At 70.2% G+C, this 17,548-nt stretch carries 22 protein-coding genes; 9 read left to right on the forward strand and 13 right to left on the reverse strand.

The window, feature by feature from the left end; all coding sequences use genetic code 11:
- Positions 1 to 14: 14 nt before the first annotated feature.
- The 4 genes from DJ021_RS11890 to arfB all read right to left on the reverse strand — a co-directional run bounded on the left by DJ021_RS11890 (position 15) and on the right by arfB (position 1,825).
- Complete coding sequence (locus DJ021_RS11890) at positions 15 to 293, reverse strand: hypothetical protein (protein WP_111457749.1); 279 nt, start codon at positions 291 to 293, stop codon at positions 15 to 17.
- 135 nt (positions 294 to 428) lie between these two features.
- The gene (locus tag DJ021_RS11895; RefSeq protein WP_111457750.1) at positions 429 to 704 is read right to left on the reverse strand and encodes a hypothetical protein; all 276 of its coding nucleotides are present in this window, start codon (positions 702 to 704) and stop codon (positions 429 to 431) included.
- Between the two features lie 76 nt (positions 705 to 780).
- Positions 781 to 1,326: a hypothetical protein gene (locus tag DJ021_RS11900; protein WP_111457751.1), complete on the reverse strand. Its 546-nt coding sequence runs from the start codon at positions 1,324 to 1,326 to the stop codon at positions 781 to 783.
- 73 nt (positions 1,327 to 1,399) lie between these two features.
- Complete coding sequence (gene arfB, locus DJ021_RS11905; protein WP_111457752.1) at positions 1,400 to 1,825, reverse strand: alternative ribosome rescue aminoacyl-tRNA hydrolase ArfB; 426 nt, start codon at positions 1,823 to 1,825, stop codon at positions 1,400 to 1,402.
- A 171-nt stretch (positions 1,826 to 1,996) separates the two neighbouring features.
- Here arfB and ilvC point away from each other — a divergent pair, with 171 nt between their 5' ends.
- Positions 1,997 to 3,016 carry a ketol-acid reductoisomerase gene (gene ilvC / locus DJ021_RS11910; protein ID WP_111457753.1) on the forward strand — a complete coding sequence of 340 codons (1,020 nt, stop codon included), beginning with the start codon at positions 1,997 to 1,999 and terminating at the stop codon, positions 3,014 to 3,016.
- Positions 3,017 to 3,135: 119 nt separating this feature from the next.
- Positions 3,136 to 3,450, forward strand: a complete 315-nt coding sequence (locus DJ021_RS11915; RefSeq protein ID WP_207801826.1) for a GNAT family N-acetyltransferase — start codon at positions 3,136 to 3,138, stop codon at positions 3,448 to 3,450.
- On the opposite strand, the gene DJ021_RS11920 is transcribed toward DJ021_RS11915, so the two are convergent.
- A complete protein-coding gene (locus DJ021_RS11920) occupies positions 3,447 to 4,187 on the reverse strand; it encodes a tRNA1(Val) (adenine(37)-N6)-methyltransferase (RefSeq protein WP_111457754.1) in 741 nt (246 codons plus the stop codon). The two genes, DJ021_RS11915 and DJ021_RS11920, sit on opposite strands and share 4 nt — an antisense overlap.
- Positions 4,188 to 4,377: 190 nt before the next feature.
- Between DJ021_RS11920 and DJ021_RS11925 the strand changes: the two genes are divergently transcribed.
- Together DJ021_RS11925 and DJ021_RS11930 are read left to right on the forward strand one after the other, a co-directional pair.
- Entirely contained in the window at positions 4,378 to 5,346 is a 969-nt protein-coding gene (locus DJ021_RS11925) for a polyprenyl synthetase family protein (protein WP_111459082.1), read from the forward strand.
- Positions 5,347 to 5,405: 59 nt separating this feature from the next.
- Positions 5,406 to 6,338 carry an iron-containing redox enzyme family protein gene (locus tag DJ021_RS11930; RefSeq protein WP_111457755.1) on the forward strand — a complete coding sequence of 311 codons (933 nt, stop codon included), beginning with the start codon at positions 5,406 to 5,408 and terminating at the stop codon, positions 6,336 to 6,338.
- Between the two features lie 3 nt (positions 6,339 to 6,341).
- Here the strand turns inward: DJ021_RS11930 and DJ021_RS11935 are convergent, their stop codons facing one another.
- Genes DJ021_RS11935 through fumC form a run of 3 tightly spaced genes read right to left on the reverse strand, consistent with a single transcriptional unit; the run spans position 6,342 to position 8,470 of the window.
- Positions 6,342 to 6,590, reverse strand: coding sequence for a hypothetical protein (locus DJ021_RS11935; RefSeq protein ID WP_111457756.1), 249 nt, complete (start codon positions 6,588 to 6,590; stop codon positions 6,342 to 6,344).
- A 30-nt stretch (positions 6,591 to 6,620) separates the two neighbouring features.
- Positions 6,621 to 7,079, reverse strand: coding sequence for a GNAT family N-acetyltransferase (locus DJ021_RS11940; protein WP_111457757.1), 459 nt, complete (start codon positions 7,077 to 7,079; stop codon positions 6,621 to 6,623).
- Complete coding sequence (gene fumC, locus DJ021_RS11945; RefSeq protein WP_111457758.1) at positions 7,079 to 8,470, reverse strand: class II fumarate hydratase; 1,392 nt, start codon at positions 8,468 to 8,470, stop codon at positions 7,079 to 7,081. Before fumC ends, DJ021_RS11940 begins: the two co-directional genes overlap by 1 nt.
- 116 nt (positions 8,471 to 8,586) lie before the next feature.
- On the opposite strand from fumC, the gene DJ021_RS11950 reads away from it, so the two are divergent.
- Genes DJ021_RS11950 through DJ021_RS11960 form a run of 3 tightly spaced genes read left to right on the forward strand, consistent with a single transcriptional unit; the run spans position 8,587 to position 9,453 of the window.
- Positions 8,587 to 8,907, forward strand: coding sequence for a YbjQ family protein (locus DJ021_RS11950; protein ID WP_111457759.1), 321 nt, complete (start codon positions 8,587 to 8,589; stop codon positions 8,905 to 8,907).
- 5 nt (positions 8,908 to 8,912) lie between these two features.
- Positions 8,913 to 9,302, forward strand: a complete 390-nt coding sequence (locus DJ021_RS11955) for a RusA family crossover junction endodeoxyribonuclease (RefSeq protein WP_111457760.1) — start codon at positions 8,913 to 8,915, stop codon at positions 9,300 to 9,302.
- 19 nt (positions 9,303 to 9,321) lie between these two features.
- Positions 9,322 to 9,453, forward strand: a complete 132-nt coding sequence (locus DJ021_RS11960; RefSeq protein WP_111457761.1) for a putative signal transducing protein — start codon at positions 9,322 to 9,324, stop codon at positions 9,451 to 9,453.
- A 165-nt stretch (positions 9,454 to 9,618) separates the two neighbouring features.
- Here DJ021_RS11960 and sciP read toward each other — a convergent pair whose 3' ends face one another.
- From sciP to DJ021_RS11980, 4 genes are all read right to left on the reverse strand, one after another.
- The gene (sciP, locus tag DJ021_RS11965) at positions 9,619 to 9,906 is read right to left on the reverse strand and encodes a CtrA inhibitor SciP (protein ID WP_111457762.1); all 288 of its coding nucleotides are present in this window, start codon (positions 9,904 to 9,906) and stop codon (positions 9,619 to 9,621) included.
- 166 nt (positions 9,907 to 10,072) lie between these two features.
- Positions 10,073 to 11,467 (reverse strand): flagellar hook protein FlgE, encoded by a 1,395-nt coding sequence (locus tag DJ021_RS11970; RefSeq protein ID WP_111457763.1) that lies wholly within the window; start codon positions 11,465 to 11,467, stop codon positions 10,073 to 10,075.
- Positions 11,468 to 11,530: 63 nt separating this feature from the next.
- Complete coding sequence (locus DJ021_RS11975) at positions 11,531 to 12,256, reverse strand: flagellar hook assembly protein FlgD (protein WP_111457764.1); 726 nt, start codon at positions 12,254 to 12,256, stop codon at positions 11,531 to 11,533.
- A gap of 10 nt (positions 12,257 to 12,266) precedes the next feature.
- On the reverse strand, positions 12,267 to 13,916 hold the full coding sequence (locus DJ021_RS11980; protein WP_133254998.1) for a flagellar hook-length control protein FliK: 1,650 nt from the start codon (positions 13,914 to 13,916) through the stop codon (positions 12,267 to 12,269).
- A gap of 379 nt (positions 13,917 to 14,295) precedes the next feature.
- Here DJ021_RS11980 and flgK point away from each other — a divergent pair, with 379 nt between their 5' ends.
- Positions 14,296 to 16,395, forward strand: a complete 2,100-nt coding sequence (flgK, locus tag DJ021_RS11985) for a flagellar hook-associated protein FlgK (protein ID WP_111457766.1) — start codon at positions 14,296 to 14,298, stop codon at positions 16,393 to 16,395.
- A gap of 11 nt (positions 16,396 to 16,406) precedes the next feature.
- A complete protein-coding gene (locus DJ021_RS11990; RefSeq protein WP_111457767.1) occupies positions 16,407 to 17,339 on the forward strand; it encodes a flagellin in 933 nt (310 codons plus the stop codon).
- A 6-nt stretch (positions 17,340 to 17,345) separates the two neighbouring features.
- Here DJ021_RS11990 and DJ021_RS11995 read toward each other — a convergent pair whose 3' ends face one another.
- A complete protein-coding gene (locus tag DJ021_RS11995; RefSeq protein WP_111457768.1) occupies positions 17,346 to 17,534 on the reverse strand; it encodes a hypothetical protein in 189 nt (62 codons plus the stop codon).
- Between the last annotated feature and the right edge of the window lie 14 nt (positions 17,535 to 17,548).

Consider the following 17,548-nt stretch of genomic DNA (forward strand, 5'->3'; position numbering starts at 1 on the left):
CTCGTTACGGCGGTCTACAACCCGCAGCGGCGGGTGACGCCGCGCCGGACCCTGACGCGGTCGGTGCGCGGGTCATAGGTGGGATAGGTCGCCAGGCAGTCGGTCATGTGACGGGCGCGGGCCGAGTAGCCCTGGCCGACCTGCGGGCCGACATAGTTGGCGCGCACGCCGAACCGCTCCGCGGAAACCGCGGCCGGGGTGCGTGCGCCGGTCTTCAGGGGCTCGGCGCCCGCCGACGGTGCGGCAAGCGCCAGGACGCCCAGGGTCAGGCTCGCGCAGATCAGCTGACGCATTTCGGTGTCTCCCACGACGGGCGTCCCGTCGTGCGCCCCGTTCCCAGGTCAAAACCCGCGAAGGCGCAGCTGGTTCTCGCGGTCAGCAAAAAGGCCCCGGCGGTCGCGCCGGGGCCCTCGATTGCGGCGCCAGGCTCAGTCGTTGCAGGGGACCCAGCGGCGGCCCTCGCGATACATGTCGCGGCGCGGGTCGTAGTAGTGGGAGCGGACCATGCAGTTGTGCACGTGGCCGTACCAGGCCGCTTCATGGCCGCGCCAATGGCGCATGGCGCGCGGCGGCGGCGGCGGGACGACGCCCCAGGCGTGGTCCCAGTGGCCGTAGCGTTCGACGACCACCGGCTGGGCGGTGGCGACGCCAGCGGCGCCGGCGAATGCGGCGGCGGCGAGGGCGGCGGTGATAAGCTTTCGCATGAGAGGTTTCCCTAAGGTCGAGTTGTCCCCGGGGAGGGAAACGCCGATCGGCCCGACGGGTTCTCTGCGGCTATGTCTAGAGGTCGACGTTGGTGACCCGGCCGCCGCGCGTCGTCACCCGGCGCATCAGGGCCATGCTGGCGCCGCCGCCGACAGGCTTGGCGACGGTGATCACGTACCAGCCGCCGTCCGGCAGGCCCGAGAAGCTGAACCGGTCGGTGGCGTCGCAGGTGGCGCGGCGCACGAACGCCGAATAGTCGCCGTCCGGCGCCGAGGGCGTCCGTGCCCGGACCTCGTCGGTCGGCAGGGCCGCGCGCTCGGCGGAATTGTAGAGGATGGTCATCCGCCGCCTGGTCCACGGCGTCTCCGGCGTCAGGATCACCGTGGCGTGCGCGCAGGTGAAGCGCTCGGCGCCCTGCTTGTAGACGAGGTGTCCGGCCAGACCGCCGCGCCCGGGCACCGCCGACCACGAGAAGTCGCCCGGCCGGAACTCCGACGCGGACGGGTGCGGGAACGCGCCCCCTGGCGGCGGCGGCGGGCCGAGCACCGGCGCGCAGGCCGAGACGGCGGCGGCGGCGGCGAGGGCGGAGATCAGCGAGACGCGAGACATGGACTTCAACATACGGCATCCGGTAGCGAGTGTGCCAGTGTGCCGCACCCAAAACCCCGCCAATGCGGCGAGCGCAAGGCAGAACTCAGTCGTCGCGGCCCGGCCGCCCGCGCATCGCCTTCACGCCGGAGCGTTTGGTCTTGCCCTCCAGCCGCCGCAGCTTCGAGGCGTAGGTGGGCTTGGTCTTCTTGCGCGGCGGGGGCGGCGGTTCGGCCGCCTTGCGGATCAGGCCGAGCAGGCGATCGAGCGCGTCCTGCCGGTTCATCTCCTGCGATCGGTAGCTCTGGGCCACCACGATCAGCACGCCGTCCTGGGTCAGCCGGCTGCCGGCCAGCCTGTAGAGCCGGGCGCGCACGCCCTCCGGCAGCGACGGCGAAGCGCGCACGTCGAAGCGCAGCTCCACCGCGGTGGAGGTCTTGTTGACGTGCTGTCCGCCGGGCCCGGAGGCGCGAACGAACCGCGCCTGGATCTCGTCGTCCGCGAGAACGATGTCGGGCGTGACCTCGATCATCCGGCTCAATTGCCATGCTTCGCCGCGGCCCGCGACCAATCGCGCGCCGGGGTCGGGCGGTTTTGGCGGGGCTTCCCTTGACCTTTGCGCAAAAAAACGCTGGAAAGCCCGCGCTTTGCCGCGCCGCCGTTGCGCCGACCCGCGGCTTCTTACTCGTTCAGGAGAACAATCATGCGCGTCTACTACGACCGCGACGCCGACATTTCCCGCATCCTGGACAAGAAGATCGCGATCGTAGGCTATGGCAGCCAGGGCCGCGCCCACGCGCTGAACCTCAAGGACTCGGGCGCCAAGGACGTGGCCGTGGCGCTGAAGCCCGGCTCGGCCACCGCCAAGAAGGTCGAGGCTGACGGCCTGAAGGTGATGAGCGTGGCCGAGGCCGCCAAGTGGGCCGACGTGCTCATGGTGCTGGCCCCCGACGAGATCCAGCGCGACATCTACAAGGCCGACATCGAGCCCAACATCCGCGACGGCGCGGCCCTGCTGTTCGCGCACGGCCTCAACGTCCACTTCGGCCTGATCGAGCCCAAGGCCTCGGTCGACGTGCTGATGGTCGCCCCCAAGGGTCCCGGCCACACGGTGCGCGGCGAGTACCAGAAGGGCGGCGGCGTGCCCTGCCTGATCGCGGTGCACCAGGACGCCACCGGCGGCGCCATGGACCTGGGCCTCGCCTATGCCTCGGCGATCGGCGGCGGCCGTTCGGGGATCATCGAGACCAACTTCCGCGAGGAATGCGAGACCGACCTGTTCGGCGAGCAGGCCGTGCTCTGCGGCGGCCTGGTGGAGCTGATCCGCGCCGGCTTCGAAACCCTGGTCGAGGCGGGCTACGCGCCCGAGATGGCCTACTTCGAGTGCCTCCACGAGGTGAAGCTGATCGTCGACCTGATCTACGAAGGCGGCATCGCCAACATGAACTACTCGATCTCCAACACCGCGGAGTACGGGGAGTACGTGACCGGGCCGCGCATGGTGACGGCGGAGACCAAGGCCGAGATGAAGCGCGTGTTGGAGGATATCCAGTCCGGCCGCTTCGTGCGCGACTGGATGGTGGAGAACGCCGCCGGCCAGCCGAGCTTCAAGGCCACCCGCCGCCGCGCTTCCGAGCATCCCATCGAGGAAGTGGGCGCCCGCCTGCGCGCCATGATGCCCTGGATCACCAAGAACAAGCTGGTCGACACCGCGCGCAACTGAGCCGCGATCCAGCCGAGACGATCAAGGCCCGGGCGCGCGCCCGGGCCTTTTTCGTGGGCGCTTGGCGACGCGCCGTTCCCACGCCATGAACACCCCTTGTTCCGTCGATGAGGTGAATCGTGGCCGAGCCATTGCCCGTGGTGATGAACAAGACGACCCATCGATTCGAGGTCGACCTGGACGGCCAGACCGCCTTTGCGGAATACCTCCTGCAGCACGACGCGATCGTCCTGCCGCACACCGTGGTGCCGGACGCTTTCGAGGGGCGCGGCGTCGGCGGCCAGCTCGCCAGGGCCGCCCTGACCTACGCCCGCGAGCACGGGCTGAAGGTCAAGCCCTCATGCCCGTTCATCGCCGCCTACATCAAGCGGCACGCCGAGTGGCAGGACCTGGTGCACAAGGATTACCGGGCGCGGCTGGGCCTCGAGCCCTAGCTCCAGCCCAGCGCCGCCTCGCCCCGCAGGATCGCCTCGGCCTGCGCGGTGTGCTTGCCCCCCTCGTGGTCGTGCAGCACCAGGGCGGGCAGGATCTGCAGCGGGGCCTTGCCGGTCTTGATGGCGCGCACCAGCACCCGCTTGGCGGACGCCTCGGCGAACGGGTGGATCGGGCGCACCTGCATGGAGCCCGCCTTCTCCGCCAGCAGGGTCAGGATGTCGGCCAGCCGGTCCGCCCGGTGGATCAGGGTGATCGTCCCGCCTTCGCGCACCGCCTTGGACAGGAAGCCGATCCAGACGGCGAGCCCATCGTCGGCCATCCAGGCTGCGCGGCGCTCCGGCGCAGGCCCGCGCAGCGCGCCGGCGTCGTCGAAGAACGGCGGATTGGTCATGGCGGCGTCGAACGGCTCCAGGCCGAGGCCGGAGAATCGCAGCGCCACGTCGCCTTCCACCACCTGCACCCGGGCATCCAGCCCGTTCAGCGCGATGTTCTCCCGCGCCAGGGCCAGGGCGCGCACATCGCGCTCAACGCCGACGAAGGACGCGCCGGGCCGGCGGACGGCGGCGGCGAGCAGCACCCCTCCGGCGCCGCAGCCGGCGTCCAGCACCCGCGCGCCGTCGCCCGCATCGCAGGCGGCCGCCAGCAGGGCCGCGTCCAGTCCGGCGCGGTAGCCGCGTTCGGGCTGGCGCAGGCGCACCCGGCCGTCGAGCACGCGGTCTTCGGTGGTCTGATCCATTCGTGCGCGCCCTGATGTATGATTGCCGGCGTAGTTTGACGAACGACACGTCGGGGTCGCTTGACCCTGCCCTACCGCGTCACCATTGTCCGCCGCAACGTCGTAGGGCTAGAAGGCCGCGACCGCCGCAGGAGACCAGACCCGCGTGGATGCCGCCCGCACCGTTGTCGCCGAGAGGCCGCCGCCGTCGATCGACGCGTTGATCGCGCTCGCGGGCCCGGACATGGCTGCGGTGGACACGCTGATCCGCAAGCATATGGACAGTCCGGTGCCGGTGATTCCTGCCCTGGCCGACCACCTGATCGCCGGCTCCGCCAAGCGGCTGCGGCCGCTGCTGACGGTCGCCGCCGCCCGCCTGGCCGGGGCGCGCGACGACGCCTGCCTGAAGCTGGCGGCGGCGGTGGAGTTCATCCACACCGCGACCCTGCTGCACGACGACGTGGTGGACTCCTCCCAGCTGCGCCGCGGCCGGGTCGCCGCCCACCTGATCTGGGGCGCGCCGTCCAGCGTGCTGGTCGGCGATTTCCTGTTCGCCCGTTCCTTCGAGCTGATGGTCGGCGCCGGCTCCATGGCCGCCCTGGAGATCCTGGCCCGCGCCAGCCGGGTGATCGCCGAGGGCGAGGTGCTGCAACTCACCCGCGCCCACGACATGGACCTGTCGCAGGACCTCTATCTGGAGATCATCCGCGCCAAGACCGCCGAGCTGTTCGCCGCCGCCGCCGAAGCCGGCGCGGTCTCGGCCGGCGCGACGCCCGAGCGCTGCCGGGCGCTGCGCAAGTTCGGCCAGGACCTGGGGATCGCCTTCCAGCTGGTGGACGACGCGCTCGACTACTCCGGGGAGACCGGCGCCCTCGGCAAGAACCCGGGCGACGACTTCCGGGAAGGCAAGGCAACGCTCCCGCTGCTGCTGGCCATGGCCCGCACCGGCGCCTCGGAGCGGGAGTTCTGGGTCCGCACGGTCGATCGGCTCGAGCAGGTCGACGGCGACTTCGAGCGCGCCCGCGACCTGATGCGCCAGACCGGCGCGCTGGACGCCACCCTGGAGCTGGCCGGCGGCTACGCCCAGAGCGCCAAGGCCGCGCTGTCCGAGTTCGGCGCCAACAGCTGGCGGCCCGCCCTGGAAGACCTCGCCGACTTCGCAGTGATGCGCCAGGCCTAGCTCGGCCTTGGGAACCACCCCGGCCGTCGTGCGCTCCCTGCCGTCCAAGGGGAGAGTGCATGTTTGCGGGCATGAGACTATCGCGGCTGGGCGCCTTCACGCCGGAATTCCCGGACGCCGAGGCGCTGCACGTCGGCCTGGCGCGGTGGAACCGACGCCGTTTGGCTGTGGCCACGCCGCACGCGGACTGGATGGCGGAGCTCAACCAGGACCAGCGGATGCTGCGGCTGGAGGGCGCCTTCGTCGAGGCGTTCCGGGCTCACGTGGCGCCCCTGGTGGCGGACGTTCCCTGTGACCCTGACGGCTTCCTCGCCTGGTTCGAGGCGCTGAAGGATTCCGGCCCCGGCCAATGGGACCCGCTGTTCGCCTGGCTGGAGACCGAGGCGGACCTCGCGCAGATGAGGTGGTTCCTGACCCAGGAGGCGGCCGGCGAGGCGGGGTTCGACGACCTGGTCGCCTACACCCAGGTCAAGCTGCCGGCCCGGCCGAAGCTGGAACTGGCGCGCAACTACTGGGACGAGATGGGCCGCGGCCACATGGGCGGAATGCACGGGCCGATGCTCGACCGAACCGTCGAGGGCCTGGAGCTGACGCCGACCATCGACGGCACCTGCTGGCAGTCGCTGTGCCTGGCCAACACCATGACCGCGCTCGCCACCACCCGCCGCTACACCTACCAGTCGATCGGGGCGCTGGGCGCGGTCGAGCTGACCGCCCCGACCCGCGTGGGGGCCATCGCCGAGGGGCTGAAGCGCCTGGGCCGTACGCCCGAGCAGCGGAAGTACTTCGTGCTCCACGCCCAACTCGACGTCGAGCACTCCCGGGCCTGGAACGCCGAGGCCCTGGTCCCGCTGGTCAGCGAGAACCCGGACTGCGCGAAATACATCGCCGAGGGCGCGGTCATGCGGCTGGTCTGCGGCGAGCAGTGCTTCGAGACCTACCGCGCCCACCTGTGGGCGCACGCCCATCCGCTGGTCTACGCCGCCGAGTAGCCCTCAGGAGTCGGCGAACGGGTGCGGCAGCCGGCCTGCCTTGAACAGGATCACCGGGTTCTCGTCGTAGTCGCCGAGCTCGGTGTCCGCCGTGGCGGAAAAGGCGACGACGCCGACGCGCAGGGGCTCCAGGCGCTCGGCCTTGCGGCGCGCCTCTTCAGCGTTTTTGCAGCCCACCTGCTGTTCGGCTTTCAGCGACTTGCCGCGGCCAGCCACGTAGGCTTGCACGATGTAGACGGTTTCCTTGGCCATGGCCCTTCACGCGCCGCTTCGGGCCTGGCGTCAACGCCTTCCAGCCATCCCCGGGCGTCTCAGTTCGTGCGACCAGCCGTGGTCGGGCGTGGGTGAAAACCCCAGCGCTTCCCAGAACGCGGGCGCCGGCGGCCTGGCGGCGTGGACCGTGACCAGCGCCACCTGATCCAGGGCCTCCTGAAGCAGGGCGTTGGCGAGCGTGCGGCCCAGGCCCTGCCGCCGCGCGCCTTGCTTCACATAGAACCGGCGGATGCGCAGGGCCGGCTCAGGGGCGGGAAGGGGCTCCTGGGTCATGCCGCCGATCCCCGCCAGTTCGCCGTCGAGAAAGGCGGCCAGCAACGCCTCGCCCGGCCGGTCGAACCGTTCGGCGCCGGACTCCCAGTCCTGCGCCAGCCTGGCCATGTGCCGGTAGCCGTCCGCATCGGCCTCGCAGCGCAGGGCGGCGAAGCCGGTCGGCAGCTCGTCGGACAGGCGCGCCAGCTGCAGCATCAGCCCGGGCTGATCATTTTCTCCGGCCGCACCAGGGCGTCGAACTCCTCGTTGGAGACGTAGCCGCCGCCGACCGCTTCCTCGCGCAGGGTGGTGCCGTTCTTGTGCGCCGTCTTGGCGATCTTGGCGGCGTTGTCGTAGCCGATCTTCGGAGCCAGCGCCGTCACCAGCATCAGCGAGCGCTCCAGCGCCGCCTTGATGTTGTCCTCGCGGGCCTCGATGCCGACCACCATGTTGTCGGTGAAGGAGATGGAGGCGTCCGCCAGCAGCCGGGCCGACTGCAGGAAGTTGTAGGCCATCACCGGGTTGAAGACGTTGAGCTCGAAGTGGCCCTGGGAGCCGGCGACGCTCATGGCCGTCTGGTTGCCCATCACGTGGGCGCAGACCATGGTCAGGGCCTCGGCCTGGGTGGGGTTCACTTTGCCCGGCATGATCGACGAGCCGGGCTCGTTCTCCGGCAGGGCCAGTTCGCCGAGCCCGGAGCGCGGGCCGGAGCCCAGGAAACGGATGTCGTTGGCGATCTTGAACAGGGCCGCGGCGGTGGAGTTCAGCGCCCCATGGCTGAACACCATGGCGTCGTGCGCCGCCAGCGCCTCGAACTTGTTGGGCGCGGTGACGAAGGGCAGGCGGGTGATGGCGGCGATCTTCTCGGCGACCAGCTCGGCGAAGCCGACGGGTGCGTTGAGCCCGGTGCCGACCGCCGTGCCGCCCTGCGCCAGCTCGTAGAGGCCGTAGAGGGTCTCCTTGATCCGCCGCACCGACATGGCGACCTGGTGGGCGTAGCCGGAGAATTCCTGGCCCAGCGTCAGCGGGGTGGCGTCCTGGGTGTGGGTGCGGCCGATCTTGATGATGTGGGCGAAAGCCTCGGTCTTCACCTTCAGCGCCGCGTGCAGGTGCTCCAGCGCCGGCATCACATGGCGGGCGACCTCCTCGGCGCAGGCGATGTGCATGGCGGTCGGATAGGTGTCGTTCGACGACTGGCTCATGTTGACGTGGTCGTTGGGGTGGACCGGGCTCTTGGAGCCCATCACGCCGCCCAGCATCTCGATCGCCCGGTTCGAGATCACCTCGTTGGCGTTCATGTTCGACTGGGTGCCGGAGCCGGTCTGCCAGACCACCAGCGGGAAGTGGTCGTCGAGCTTGCCGTCGATCACCTCCTGGGCGGCGGCGACGATGGCGGCGGCGATCGCCGGGTCGAGCCGGCCGAGCTCCGCGTTGGCCTCGGCGGCGGCGCGCTTGACCACGCCGAGCGCGCGGATGATCGGCTGCGGCTGCTTCTCCCAGCCGATCTTGAAGTTCTGCAGCGACCGCTGGGTCTGCGCGCCCCAGTAGCGGTCGGCGGGGACCTCGATCGGCCCGAAGGTATCGGTTTCGATGCGCGTCGCGGTCATCGGCGGCTCCTGTTGGCGATGCGGCGGTCTAGCCGCCACGCGCCGCCGCCGCAACGGGCGTGGCGCGGGCAGGGCGCGGACGATATACCGAAGCCCCCAGCCCCCGGAGCCGGACCATGCTTGTCGCGACCACCAACGACCTTCCCGGCTACCGGATCGTCGCGCACATCGGCATGGTGCGCGGCGTCACCGTCCGGTCGCGCAGCGTCCTCGGCAACGTCGGCGGGGCGATCCAGTCGATCTTCGGCGGCAACCTGTCGATCTACACCCAGCTCGCCGAGACCGCCCGCCAGGAGGCCTACGACCTCCTCGTTGAGCATGCGCGCCAGGCGGGGGCCGACGCGGTGGTGGCCATGCGCTACGACGCCAACGAGATCATGGAGGGCATCACCGAGGTGCTGGCCTATGGCACGGCGGTCAAGGTCGAGCGGCTCTAGCCGGCGTGGACGACGCCTGGACCCAGCACGGCAAGGTCCGCGCCCGCGAAGCCGAGGGCGTCATCGAGGTGGTGATCGAGGGTCTCACCACCCAGGCAAAGTACTACAAGCCGCTGATCTACGAGTTCTTCCGCAAGGCCTGGCGCGGTTCGCGGCCGGCCTGGGGCGAGTTCGCGGTGGAGATCCGCATGGAATACGTCGGCGATCCGCCCTGGCTCGACCTGGACAACCTGGCCAAGGCCATCCTCGACGCCATCAAGGGCTACGCTTTCCACGACGACGCCCAGGTGTCGCGCCTGCTGGTGGAGCGCGCGCCCGGCGAGCGGGAGCGGATCACGGTGCGGGTCAGCAGGATCGCCGGCGGCGCCATGATCGGCCGGCCCTTCCATCCGTGAGACGCCAGCCGGCGGGGCGATGATCCAGATCCTGGCCACCACCGACCCGGTCCGACTGCACTTCCTGCGCACCATGCTCGAAGAGGCGGAGATCCAGGTGTTCGTGTTCGTGCGGGCGGCCAGTGGCCCGGCGCCTTGCCGGCCCGCCTGATGGTCGCCGCCGACGACGAGGCCCTGGCCCGCCGCCTCATCGCCGAGGCCGAGCGCGGGCTCTGAAGGTCGGCTGAAAAGGTGCGGCCCAAAAAGAAACCGGCCGCGCCCTGGAGGGGAGCGCGGCCGGCGTACTTCGCGAACCGTTTCCGGGGGAGCGAAAGGTTCAGCGATACTGTTGGATGCGCGTTGTCCGCAGGCCGGCCAGTCCATGGCGGTCGATCGACTGCTGCCACGCGAGGAACTCCTCGGACGTCAGCCGATAGCGCTCAAGGGCTTCCTCGAGAGCGATCAGGCCGCCGCGCACCGCGGCCACGACCTCGGCCTTGCGGCGGATCACCCACCGGCCGGTGTTGGCCGGCGGCAGATCGTTCACCGTCAAAGGCGCGCCCGTGGGGCCGATCACATAGGCCTCGCCACGGCTGTTCGTGCGCGTCTGCTGTTGTTGCAACATGGCTTTACGCCTTTCCGACCATCACTGTTGATGGGGAAGATAGGCCACGGCTCCTAACAGCCGCTGAATCGCGATAGTAAAGAAACAACTAATCATGCACACCCCCGTGTACGGTTTTGACACACTTCGGGACCTTTGAGACGTTAATCAGTATTAATTCTTAGTCTTACCGAATGATCGAGATCAGTTCTTGAAGCATCTGGTCGGCGGTGGTGATTATCTTGGAAGACGCCGAGTAAGCTTTCTGGGTCGAGATGAGACCTGTAAACTCTGACGAAAGATCGACGGTGGAGGCCTCCAGGCTGGACGGTGAGATCGCGCCGGCGCCGAGGCCCGGTTGCTTTATCACCAGTTGCCCGGCCGCCAGGGTCGCGCGGTAGGCGTTGCCGCTCACCGACTGCAACCCATCCGCGTTGGGGAAGGTGGCGAGGGCGATCTTGGCGATCTGGCGCACCTGGCTGTTGTCGAAGATGGCCGAGACGATGCCGGTGTCGCTGACTTGCACGCCGACCACGTTGCCGACCCCGGCGCCGTCGGAGTTGATCGAGTTGACGGTGGAGGCCTGCGAGTACTGGGTGAACTTGCTGAGATCGAGGGTCACCGACTGACCCTGCACCCCAAGCGCGTCGTCCCACTTCGGCGGCGCGGGCGCGGCGGCCACGGTGCCGGAGGCGGCGAGCGTGATCTTCGCCGGGGCGCCGGCCGCGCCGAACAGGGTGGAGTTCGCCAGGTCGACGGTGCCGTCCTGGTTGAATTTGACCAGGCCTGAGGTCAGTTGTCCGGGCGCGCCAGCCACCGCCACGTCGGTGTCGGGGACGGCGTAGACCTCCGCGTGCCAGGTGTTGGGCGCAGCCGACGACTTCAGGAAGCCGACCGTGAACTTGTGCGTCGCGCCCTGCGAGTCGATGACGTTCATGTCCATCGAGAAGTCCGGCTTGGTGCCGGTGGTCGGGTCCTTGGCGTAGTCGGCCATGCTGGTGCCGGCGGCGGCGGAGTAGGCCCCTTCACCGGCGGAGATCGCCCCGGAGCTGTCCAGGTTGGCGCTGATGTCCACGCCGGTGGTGGCGGAGACCGCGGTGCCGAGGCCCTTGACGTTGATCGGCGCCAGCAAGCTCATGTCCGAGGGGTTGGTGTTGAACGTGCCGTTCGGCTGCACCGGCCAGCCCTGCAGGTAGAGCTTGGCGTCATTGACCAGATAGCCGTTGGCGTCGACCCCGAAGGCGCCCGCGCGGGTGAACAGCCGGGCGTCGGCGTTGGTCAGGCCCGTGGCCTTCTGGGTGGCGATGAAGAAGCCGTCCCCGGAGATCGCCAGGTCAGTGGGCTGGGCGGCGCTCTGCACCTGCCCCTGCTGGGCGACGAACTGGTGGGTCACCCCGGAGACGCCGCCGGCGCTGTAGCGACCCGCGACGCCCTGCGCCGTGACGACCGAGGCAAAGTTCACCTGGTTGCGCTTGTAGGCGGTGGTGTTGACGTTGGCGATGTTGTCGGAGATCGCCGCCAGGGACGCGGAGTTGGCGATCAACCCCGACACGCCGGCCAGCATTGCTGAATTGATGCTCATCTGTGGTTCCCGTCTGAATTCCTAAGGGGGAGAGGGCCGCCTGCTGCGGGGTTCGGCGCGCCTTCAGGCGGCCGGTGTGGACGGCGTTTGGCTGTCCGTGTTGTTGGCCGTCGTGGTGGCGGCCGGCTGGCTGATGGCGGTGACGTGGTCCCACGCCACCTTGCCGCCGTTGATGGTGATCTGGGTAGAGCCGCCGGCCTGCTCGACGGCGGTGACGATCCCTTGGACGTAGGTGGTGGAGGGCACCGTCACGCCGGCCGTGTCGGTGGCGGTGACGCGCAGGGTGTAAACGCCGTCGGGCAGCTTGCTGCCGGTCGGGCCTTTGCCGTCCCAGGTGAAGTCGTGGTCGCCGATCGCGTTGTCGGTCGGGGCCTGAGCGGCGACCACCTTGCCGTTGGCGTCCAGGACCTCGAGCTTCACGTCGCTTGCGGCGCGGTCAAGTTTGTAGGTCCATTTGCCCTGGCCGTTGACCAGGTTGGCGGCGTCGCTCGCCGCGCGCACGTTCTTGCCGATCAGGCTGACGGCGGCGGAGATCCCGGAGGAGGTGTTGCCCACCAGCTGCTTGAGCAGGTCGTTGGTCTGCAGCTGCTGCTCGACCCCGGTCATCTGGGTCAGCTGCTGGGTGAACTGGGTGGAGTCCATCGGCGACAGCGGATCCTGGTTCTTCATCTGCGCGGTGAGCAGGGTCAGGAAGGTGTTGAAGTTGGTCGCCAGGCTGGTGCGGGCGTCGGCCGGCGCGGCGGTGGCGGCGCTCGCGGTGGGGGTGCTGGTGGTTGCTGCGACGGTCATGGCTTGATCCTCAGATCCGGACGTCGACACCGGAGGCGAGGCCCCGGCTCAGGTTGAGACCGCCGCCACCCGAGAGGGCCGCGTCGGCGGCGTTCCCGGCGGTGTCGAGGGCCGATTGGAAGGCGCGGCCGCGGAAGGCTGCGCCGGCGTCGCCGCCGTTCTGGGCCTGGCCCTGCGCACCGCGACCGAAGCCGGCTTGGTCGCCGGCCACGTCGAAAGAAAGGCCGCCGGAGAGGTCGAAGCCCGCCTGCTCGAGCGCCTTCTGCAGTTCGCCCGCCCGCGACTTCAGCTCCGCCGCCGCCTGGGGATTGTCGAAGGCCATGGCCGCGGTGACGTGCCCGTGCGCGCCGATGTCGACGCGCACATTGACCCGGCCGAGGCCGACGGGATCCAGCTGGACGTCAAAGCGCGTCGAGCGCGCGTCCAGCTTCTTGAGGATCTGGGCCGCCAGGTTGGCCACCGTCTCCGGCGCGCCGCGAACCTGCGCAGGCGGCGCGTGCGTCACCGGCGTGCTGGTGGACAGGGGCGGCGTCGGCGCCGGATCGGGACGCGCCGAGCTGCCGTCGTCGGCCGCCGCCTTGCCTTCGCGGAGGGCGACCGCGGGGAGCGGGTCGGTGGGGTGGTCCTGCGCTGCGGCGGCGACGGCCTGCAGGGTTTCCGCGCCGCCATTGTGTGCGGCCGGGGCCGGCCCGCCAGCCGTGCTGGCGACGGCCACGGCGCTGTCGCCGCTCGTCGCCGCGCCGCCGATCCGCGGCGGGGCCTTCTCACGCGGCGGAGGCGGCGGCGCGGCATCCGGCGTGGCCGGGATCGGCATTCCGGCGGCGCCCGCGTTCTGGGCCTGGACGGCGGCGATGGCGGCGGGCGTCGCGCCCGCAGGCGTCTGGGCGTCGGCCTGGGTCGGCGGGGCGGGCGGCGTCACCGACGCCATGGCCATCGCCGTCGGCGGAGCCGGAGGTTGGACTGCGGCGGCGCTCGCCGCGGGTTGCGGCGCGGCCGGCGCTTTCGCGTCGTTGGCGACCTGAGGCCCCGTCGGAGCGGCGGCGGAAGCGGCCGCGAACGGAACGTTCTTGCCCCCCGCGGACGCGAGTTGGACCGGCGAGGTCAGCGGATCGGGCTTGCTGTCCGTCTGTCCGACGGCCGCCGGGCTGGCGTCCTGGCTCGCCGCCGCCAGCTGAGCGAGCGCGGCCTGCGCCAGGCTCGCGGCCGAAAGGCCCGACGCGTCCGGCGTCTTGGTCGAGCCCGTCGCCTGGGCCGCGCCGTCGGGGCGCGTGGTGGTCGTCGCGAGCGGAATGATCTGGGCCGGAACGACCATGGCCGCCAGCGCGAGGCTGGGGTCGGCGACCGCCGTGGCGGCGCCCTGCGCCCCGTCCTTGGCGTGAGCGTCCTTGGCGTCAGCGTCCTTGGCGGCCCCGGCCGCGCCGCCGGCGTCCGACTTGTCGGCCGACCCGCCGACCGTCGGCCCCTTGGCTGCGGGCGGGCCCGCATGGGCCGCCGCCGCCGCGCCGCCAGCCTGGTCCTGGACGCCGAACACGGTCGCCAGCATGGCGTCGAACCCGGTGACAGCGCCGTTCGCGCCTTGCGCGGAGCCGGCCGCGCCGACGCCGGGCGCGGCGGCGCCGGGGGCGGGCGGGGCGGAGACGTTGGATGCGGACGCGGACACGGACACGCTTGGCCTCAAGGGCTGATCGCTGTCAGCGCGTGCTGCGCCGGGCTTATTCGATCCGTCCGGAGCAACCTTTGCGCCAGTCCGGGAGCTCGTTGTTTTCGCAGAGAATTTGAGGTGATCGCCGGGCAGGCCCCGCATCTGTCGGGCGGAATTTGCCGGGCTCACGAGGTCCGCAGGGGCGTTCCCTGCCGGCCGGGCGCCGGGGCTGAAAATCCTGGCGCCAGTCTTGCGCCTGCATCTCCGACCTCACCGGCGTCTTGAAGGGACGACGTTGAAAACCAAAGATTTTTCCCGGCGCCTCGCGCGTGCAGCCAGAAAAGTCCCGGCAGAATCCGCCGGGTCGCGCAGCCTTTGCCGGGCGGAGAGCTAAGCGATGTCGCTAGGCATAACTCTCAAGACCGCGACCTCAGGCCTGATGGCGGCCCAGGCGGGCCTGCGTGCGGTCTCCGACAACATCGCCAACGTCAACACCCCGGGCTACGTCCGCAAGACGGTCGACCAGCGTCCGATGGTCGTGAACGGCACCGGCATGGGGGTCGAGGTGACCGGCATCAGCCGCGTCACCGACCAGTACCTGCAGCTCGCCAGCCTGACCGCGACCTCCGACGCCAGCCGCTGGGACGTCTATTCAAGCACCCTGGACAACGCCCAGAGCCTGTACGGCGACCCGTCCAGCAACAGCTTCTTCTTCAATCGCCTGGACGACGTCTATTCGGCTTTCGCCACGTCGGCCAACGACCCGTCCTCGACCCTGCTGCGCACCCAGTCGCTGTCCGCGGTGCAGAACTTCATCGGCGACGCGCAGCGCATCAACAACCAGGTGGTCCAGCTCGGCCAGACGATGGATTCGCAGATCCAGACCGACGTCAGCCGCGCCAACGACCTGCTCGCCCAGATCAACCGGCTGAACTCCGACATCACGCGGGCCAAGCTGGTCGACCAGGACGCCTCGGGCTCGGAGAACATCCAGACCGGGCTGGTCGACGAACTGGCCGGCATCATGAACATCCGCGTCAACCAGCGCTCCGGCGGCGGCATCGACATCCGCTCGGCCGAAGGGGTGAAGCTGGCCGGCGACGGGGCGGCGACGCTCTCCTACGTGCGCACCGACTCCACCAAGGGCTACATCTCCGCCACGCAGGCGGGGGGCGTGGGCGCGCCGCAGCCGATCCAGATCGACGGCGGCGAGTTGCGCGGCCTCATGGACCTGCGCAACGACAAGCTGCCCGGCATGTCGGACCAGCTCGGCGAATTCGTCTCCCAGGCGGTGGACCAGCTGAACGCCGCGCACAACGCCGCCAGCGCGGTGCCGCCGCCGGCCACCCTGACCGGCCGCAACACCGGCCTGGACATGGCGACCGCGCTCGGCGGCTTCTCCGGCCAGACCACCGTGGCCATCCTCAACGCCTCGGGCGTGGTGCAGAAGCGCGTCGACATCGACTTCACCGCCGGCACCATGGCCGTCGACGGCGGGCCTCCCGGCCCCTTCAGCCCGGCGACCTTCGACACCGACCTCACCGCCGCGCTCGGCGGCGCAGGGAGCGCCAGCTTCACCAACGGCGCCCTGACCATCTCCGCCAACGGCGGCAATGGGGTGGCGATCGACGAAGGCTCCTCGAGCAAGACCGGCCGCGGCTTCTCGCATTTTCTCGGCCTCAACGACCTGGTGCGCTCGACCGGCTTCACCACCTACGAGACCGGCCTGAAGCCGACCGACGCCCACGGCTTCAACCCCGGCGACCAGATCGTGCTGCGGCTGGCCGCCGCCGACGGCAATCCGATCCGCGACGTCACGGTGACGGTGCCCGCGGCGCCGCTGATGAGCGACCTGCTCAACTCGCTGAACAACAGCAGCACCGGGGTCGGCCTCTACGGCCAGTTCAACCTCGACGCCAACGGCGCCCTGGCCTTCACCGGCTCCGCGCCGGCCTACGCCAGCATGTCCATCGTGCAGGACAACACCCAGCGCGGGACCGGCGGCCCCTCGATCGGCCAGCTGTTCGGCCTGGGCGTCACCGAGCGCTCGGCCCGCGTCGACCGCTTCGTCACCAATCCGGCGCTGGTCGCCGATCCCACCAAGGTGGCGACCGCCCACCTCGACCTCACCGTCGCCGCCGGCCAGCCGGCGCTGCGGCCCGGCGACGGCAGCGGCGCCCTGGCGCTCTCCACCTCCGGCGACGTTAACACCCAGTTCCAGGCCGCCGGCTCGCTGGGCGCGGTGAACATGAGCGTCTCGCGCTACGCCTCGGAGTTCGGCGGGGCCATCGGCCGCGAGGCCGCCGCCGCCGACACCCGCAAGCAGAGCGCCGCCTCCGTCCAGACCGAGGCCACGGCGCGCCGCCAGGCGGTCGAGGGCGTGAACCTCGACGAGGAACTGGTGAAGCTCACCACCTATCAACAGGCGTTCAACGCCTCCGCACGCATGATCCAGGCGACGAAGGATCTCTTCGACGTCCTGACCAACATGGTTTGAGGTAGCAGGACATGGTCACCCGCGTTTCCACGGCCGGCAACTACGCTTCGGTGCTCGCCAACCTGATGGTCGCCCAGCAACGGCAGATCGAGGCCGGCAACCAGGTCGCCACCCAGAAGAAGGGCACGAACCTCAAGGACTACGCCAAGAGCGCGGAGGTGCTGACCGCCATGCGCTCGGTGCAGGCGCGCCAGCAGGTCTACCAGGACCAGAACGGCATGATCGCCGACAAGCTGACCACCCAGGACTCGGCGCTGAACCAGGTGACCGACGCCGCCACCGCGGTGCGCCAGGCGCTCACCGACGCGCTCGCCAGCGGCCATGCCGACACCCTGATGCAGGACCTGCAGTCGCAGATGACCAACGCCGTGGAGGGCATGAACGCCCGCTACAACGGCAAGTACCTGTTCGCCGGCGGCCAGATCGACACCAAGCCGGTCACCGCCGTGCAGATGAGCGACCTGACCGCGCCGCCGGCGACGATCTCCAGCTTCTTCAAGAACGACGACTTCAAGGCCCAGGCCAAGGTCGATGACTCCACCACCGTCACCACCGGCGTGCTGGCGTCCGACATCGGCACGCCGCTGATGAACGCCTTGCAGGCGATCCAGTCGTTCCAGGAGGGTCCGTCAGGGCCGTTCACGGGCAAGCTCACCGCGGCGCAGACCACCTTCCTGCAGAACCAGCTGGCGGGCCTGGACACGGTGCGCACCGATCTCACCGGCATGACCGCGGCCAACGGCCTGGTGCAGCAGCGGGTGGACTCGGTGAAGACCAACCTGACCACTCGCGACAACACCCTGGCGGGGATGGTCGGCGACATCACCGACGCCGACATGGCCCAGGCGGCCAGCCAGCTGCAGATGGCGCAGCTGTCGGTGCAGGCCGCCGCGCAGGTCTACCAGACCCTGCAGCAGAGCTCCCTGCTCAACCTGCTGAAATAGCGCCGCCTAGCTGAGCGAGAACTCGCCGCCCAGGCGCGCCACCAGCCGCTCGCCGTCCCAGACTTCCGCGGCGAACTGGCCGGCGCTGAGGTCTTCGGCGGTTTCCAGCGCCTCGCGATCGGTGGCGAACGCGTCTTCGATCACTTCGGCGACCCGTTCTTCCGGGCTGAGGACGTAGATCCGATAGGTGTTCATCTCTGCTCCCCCGT

Source organism: Phenylobacterium hankyongense, from assembly GCF_003254505.1.
Lineage (GTDB): Bacteria > Pseudomonadota > Alphaproteobacteria > Caulobacterales > Caulobacteraceae > Phenylobacterium > Phenylobacterium hankyongense.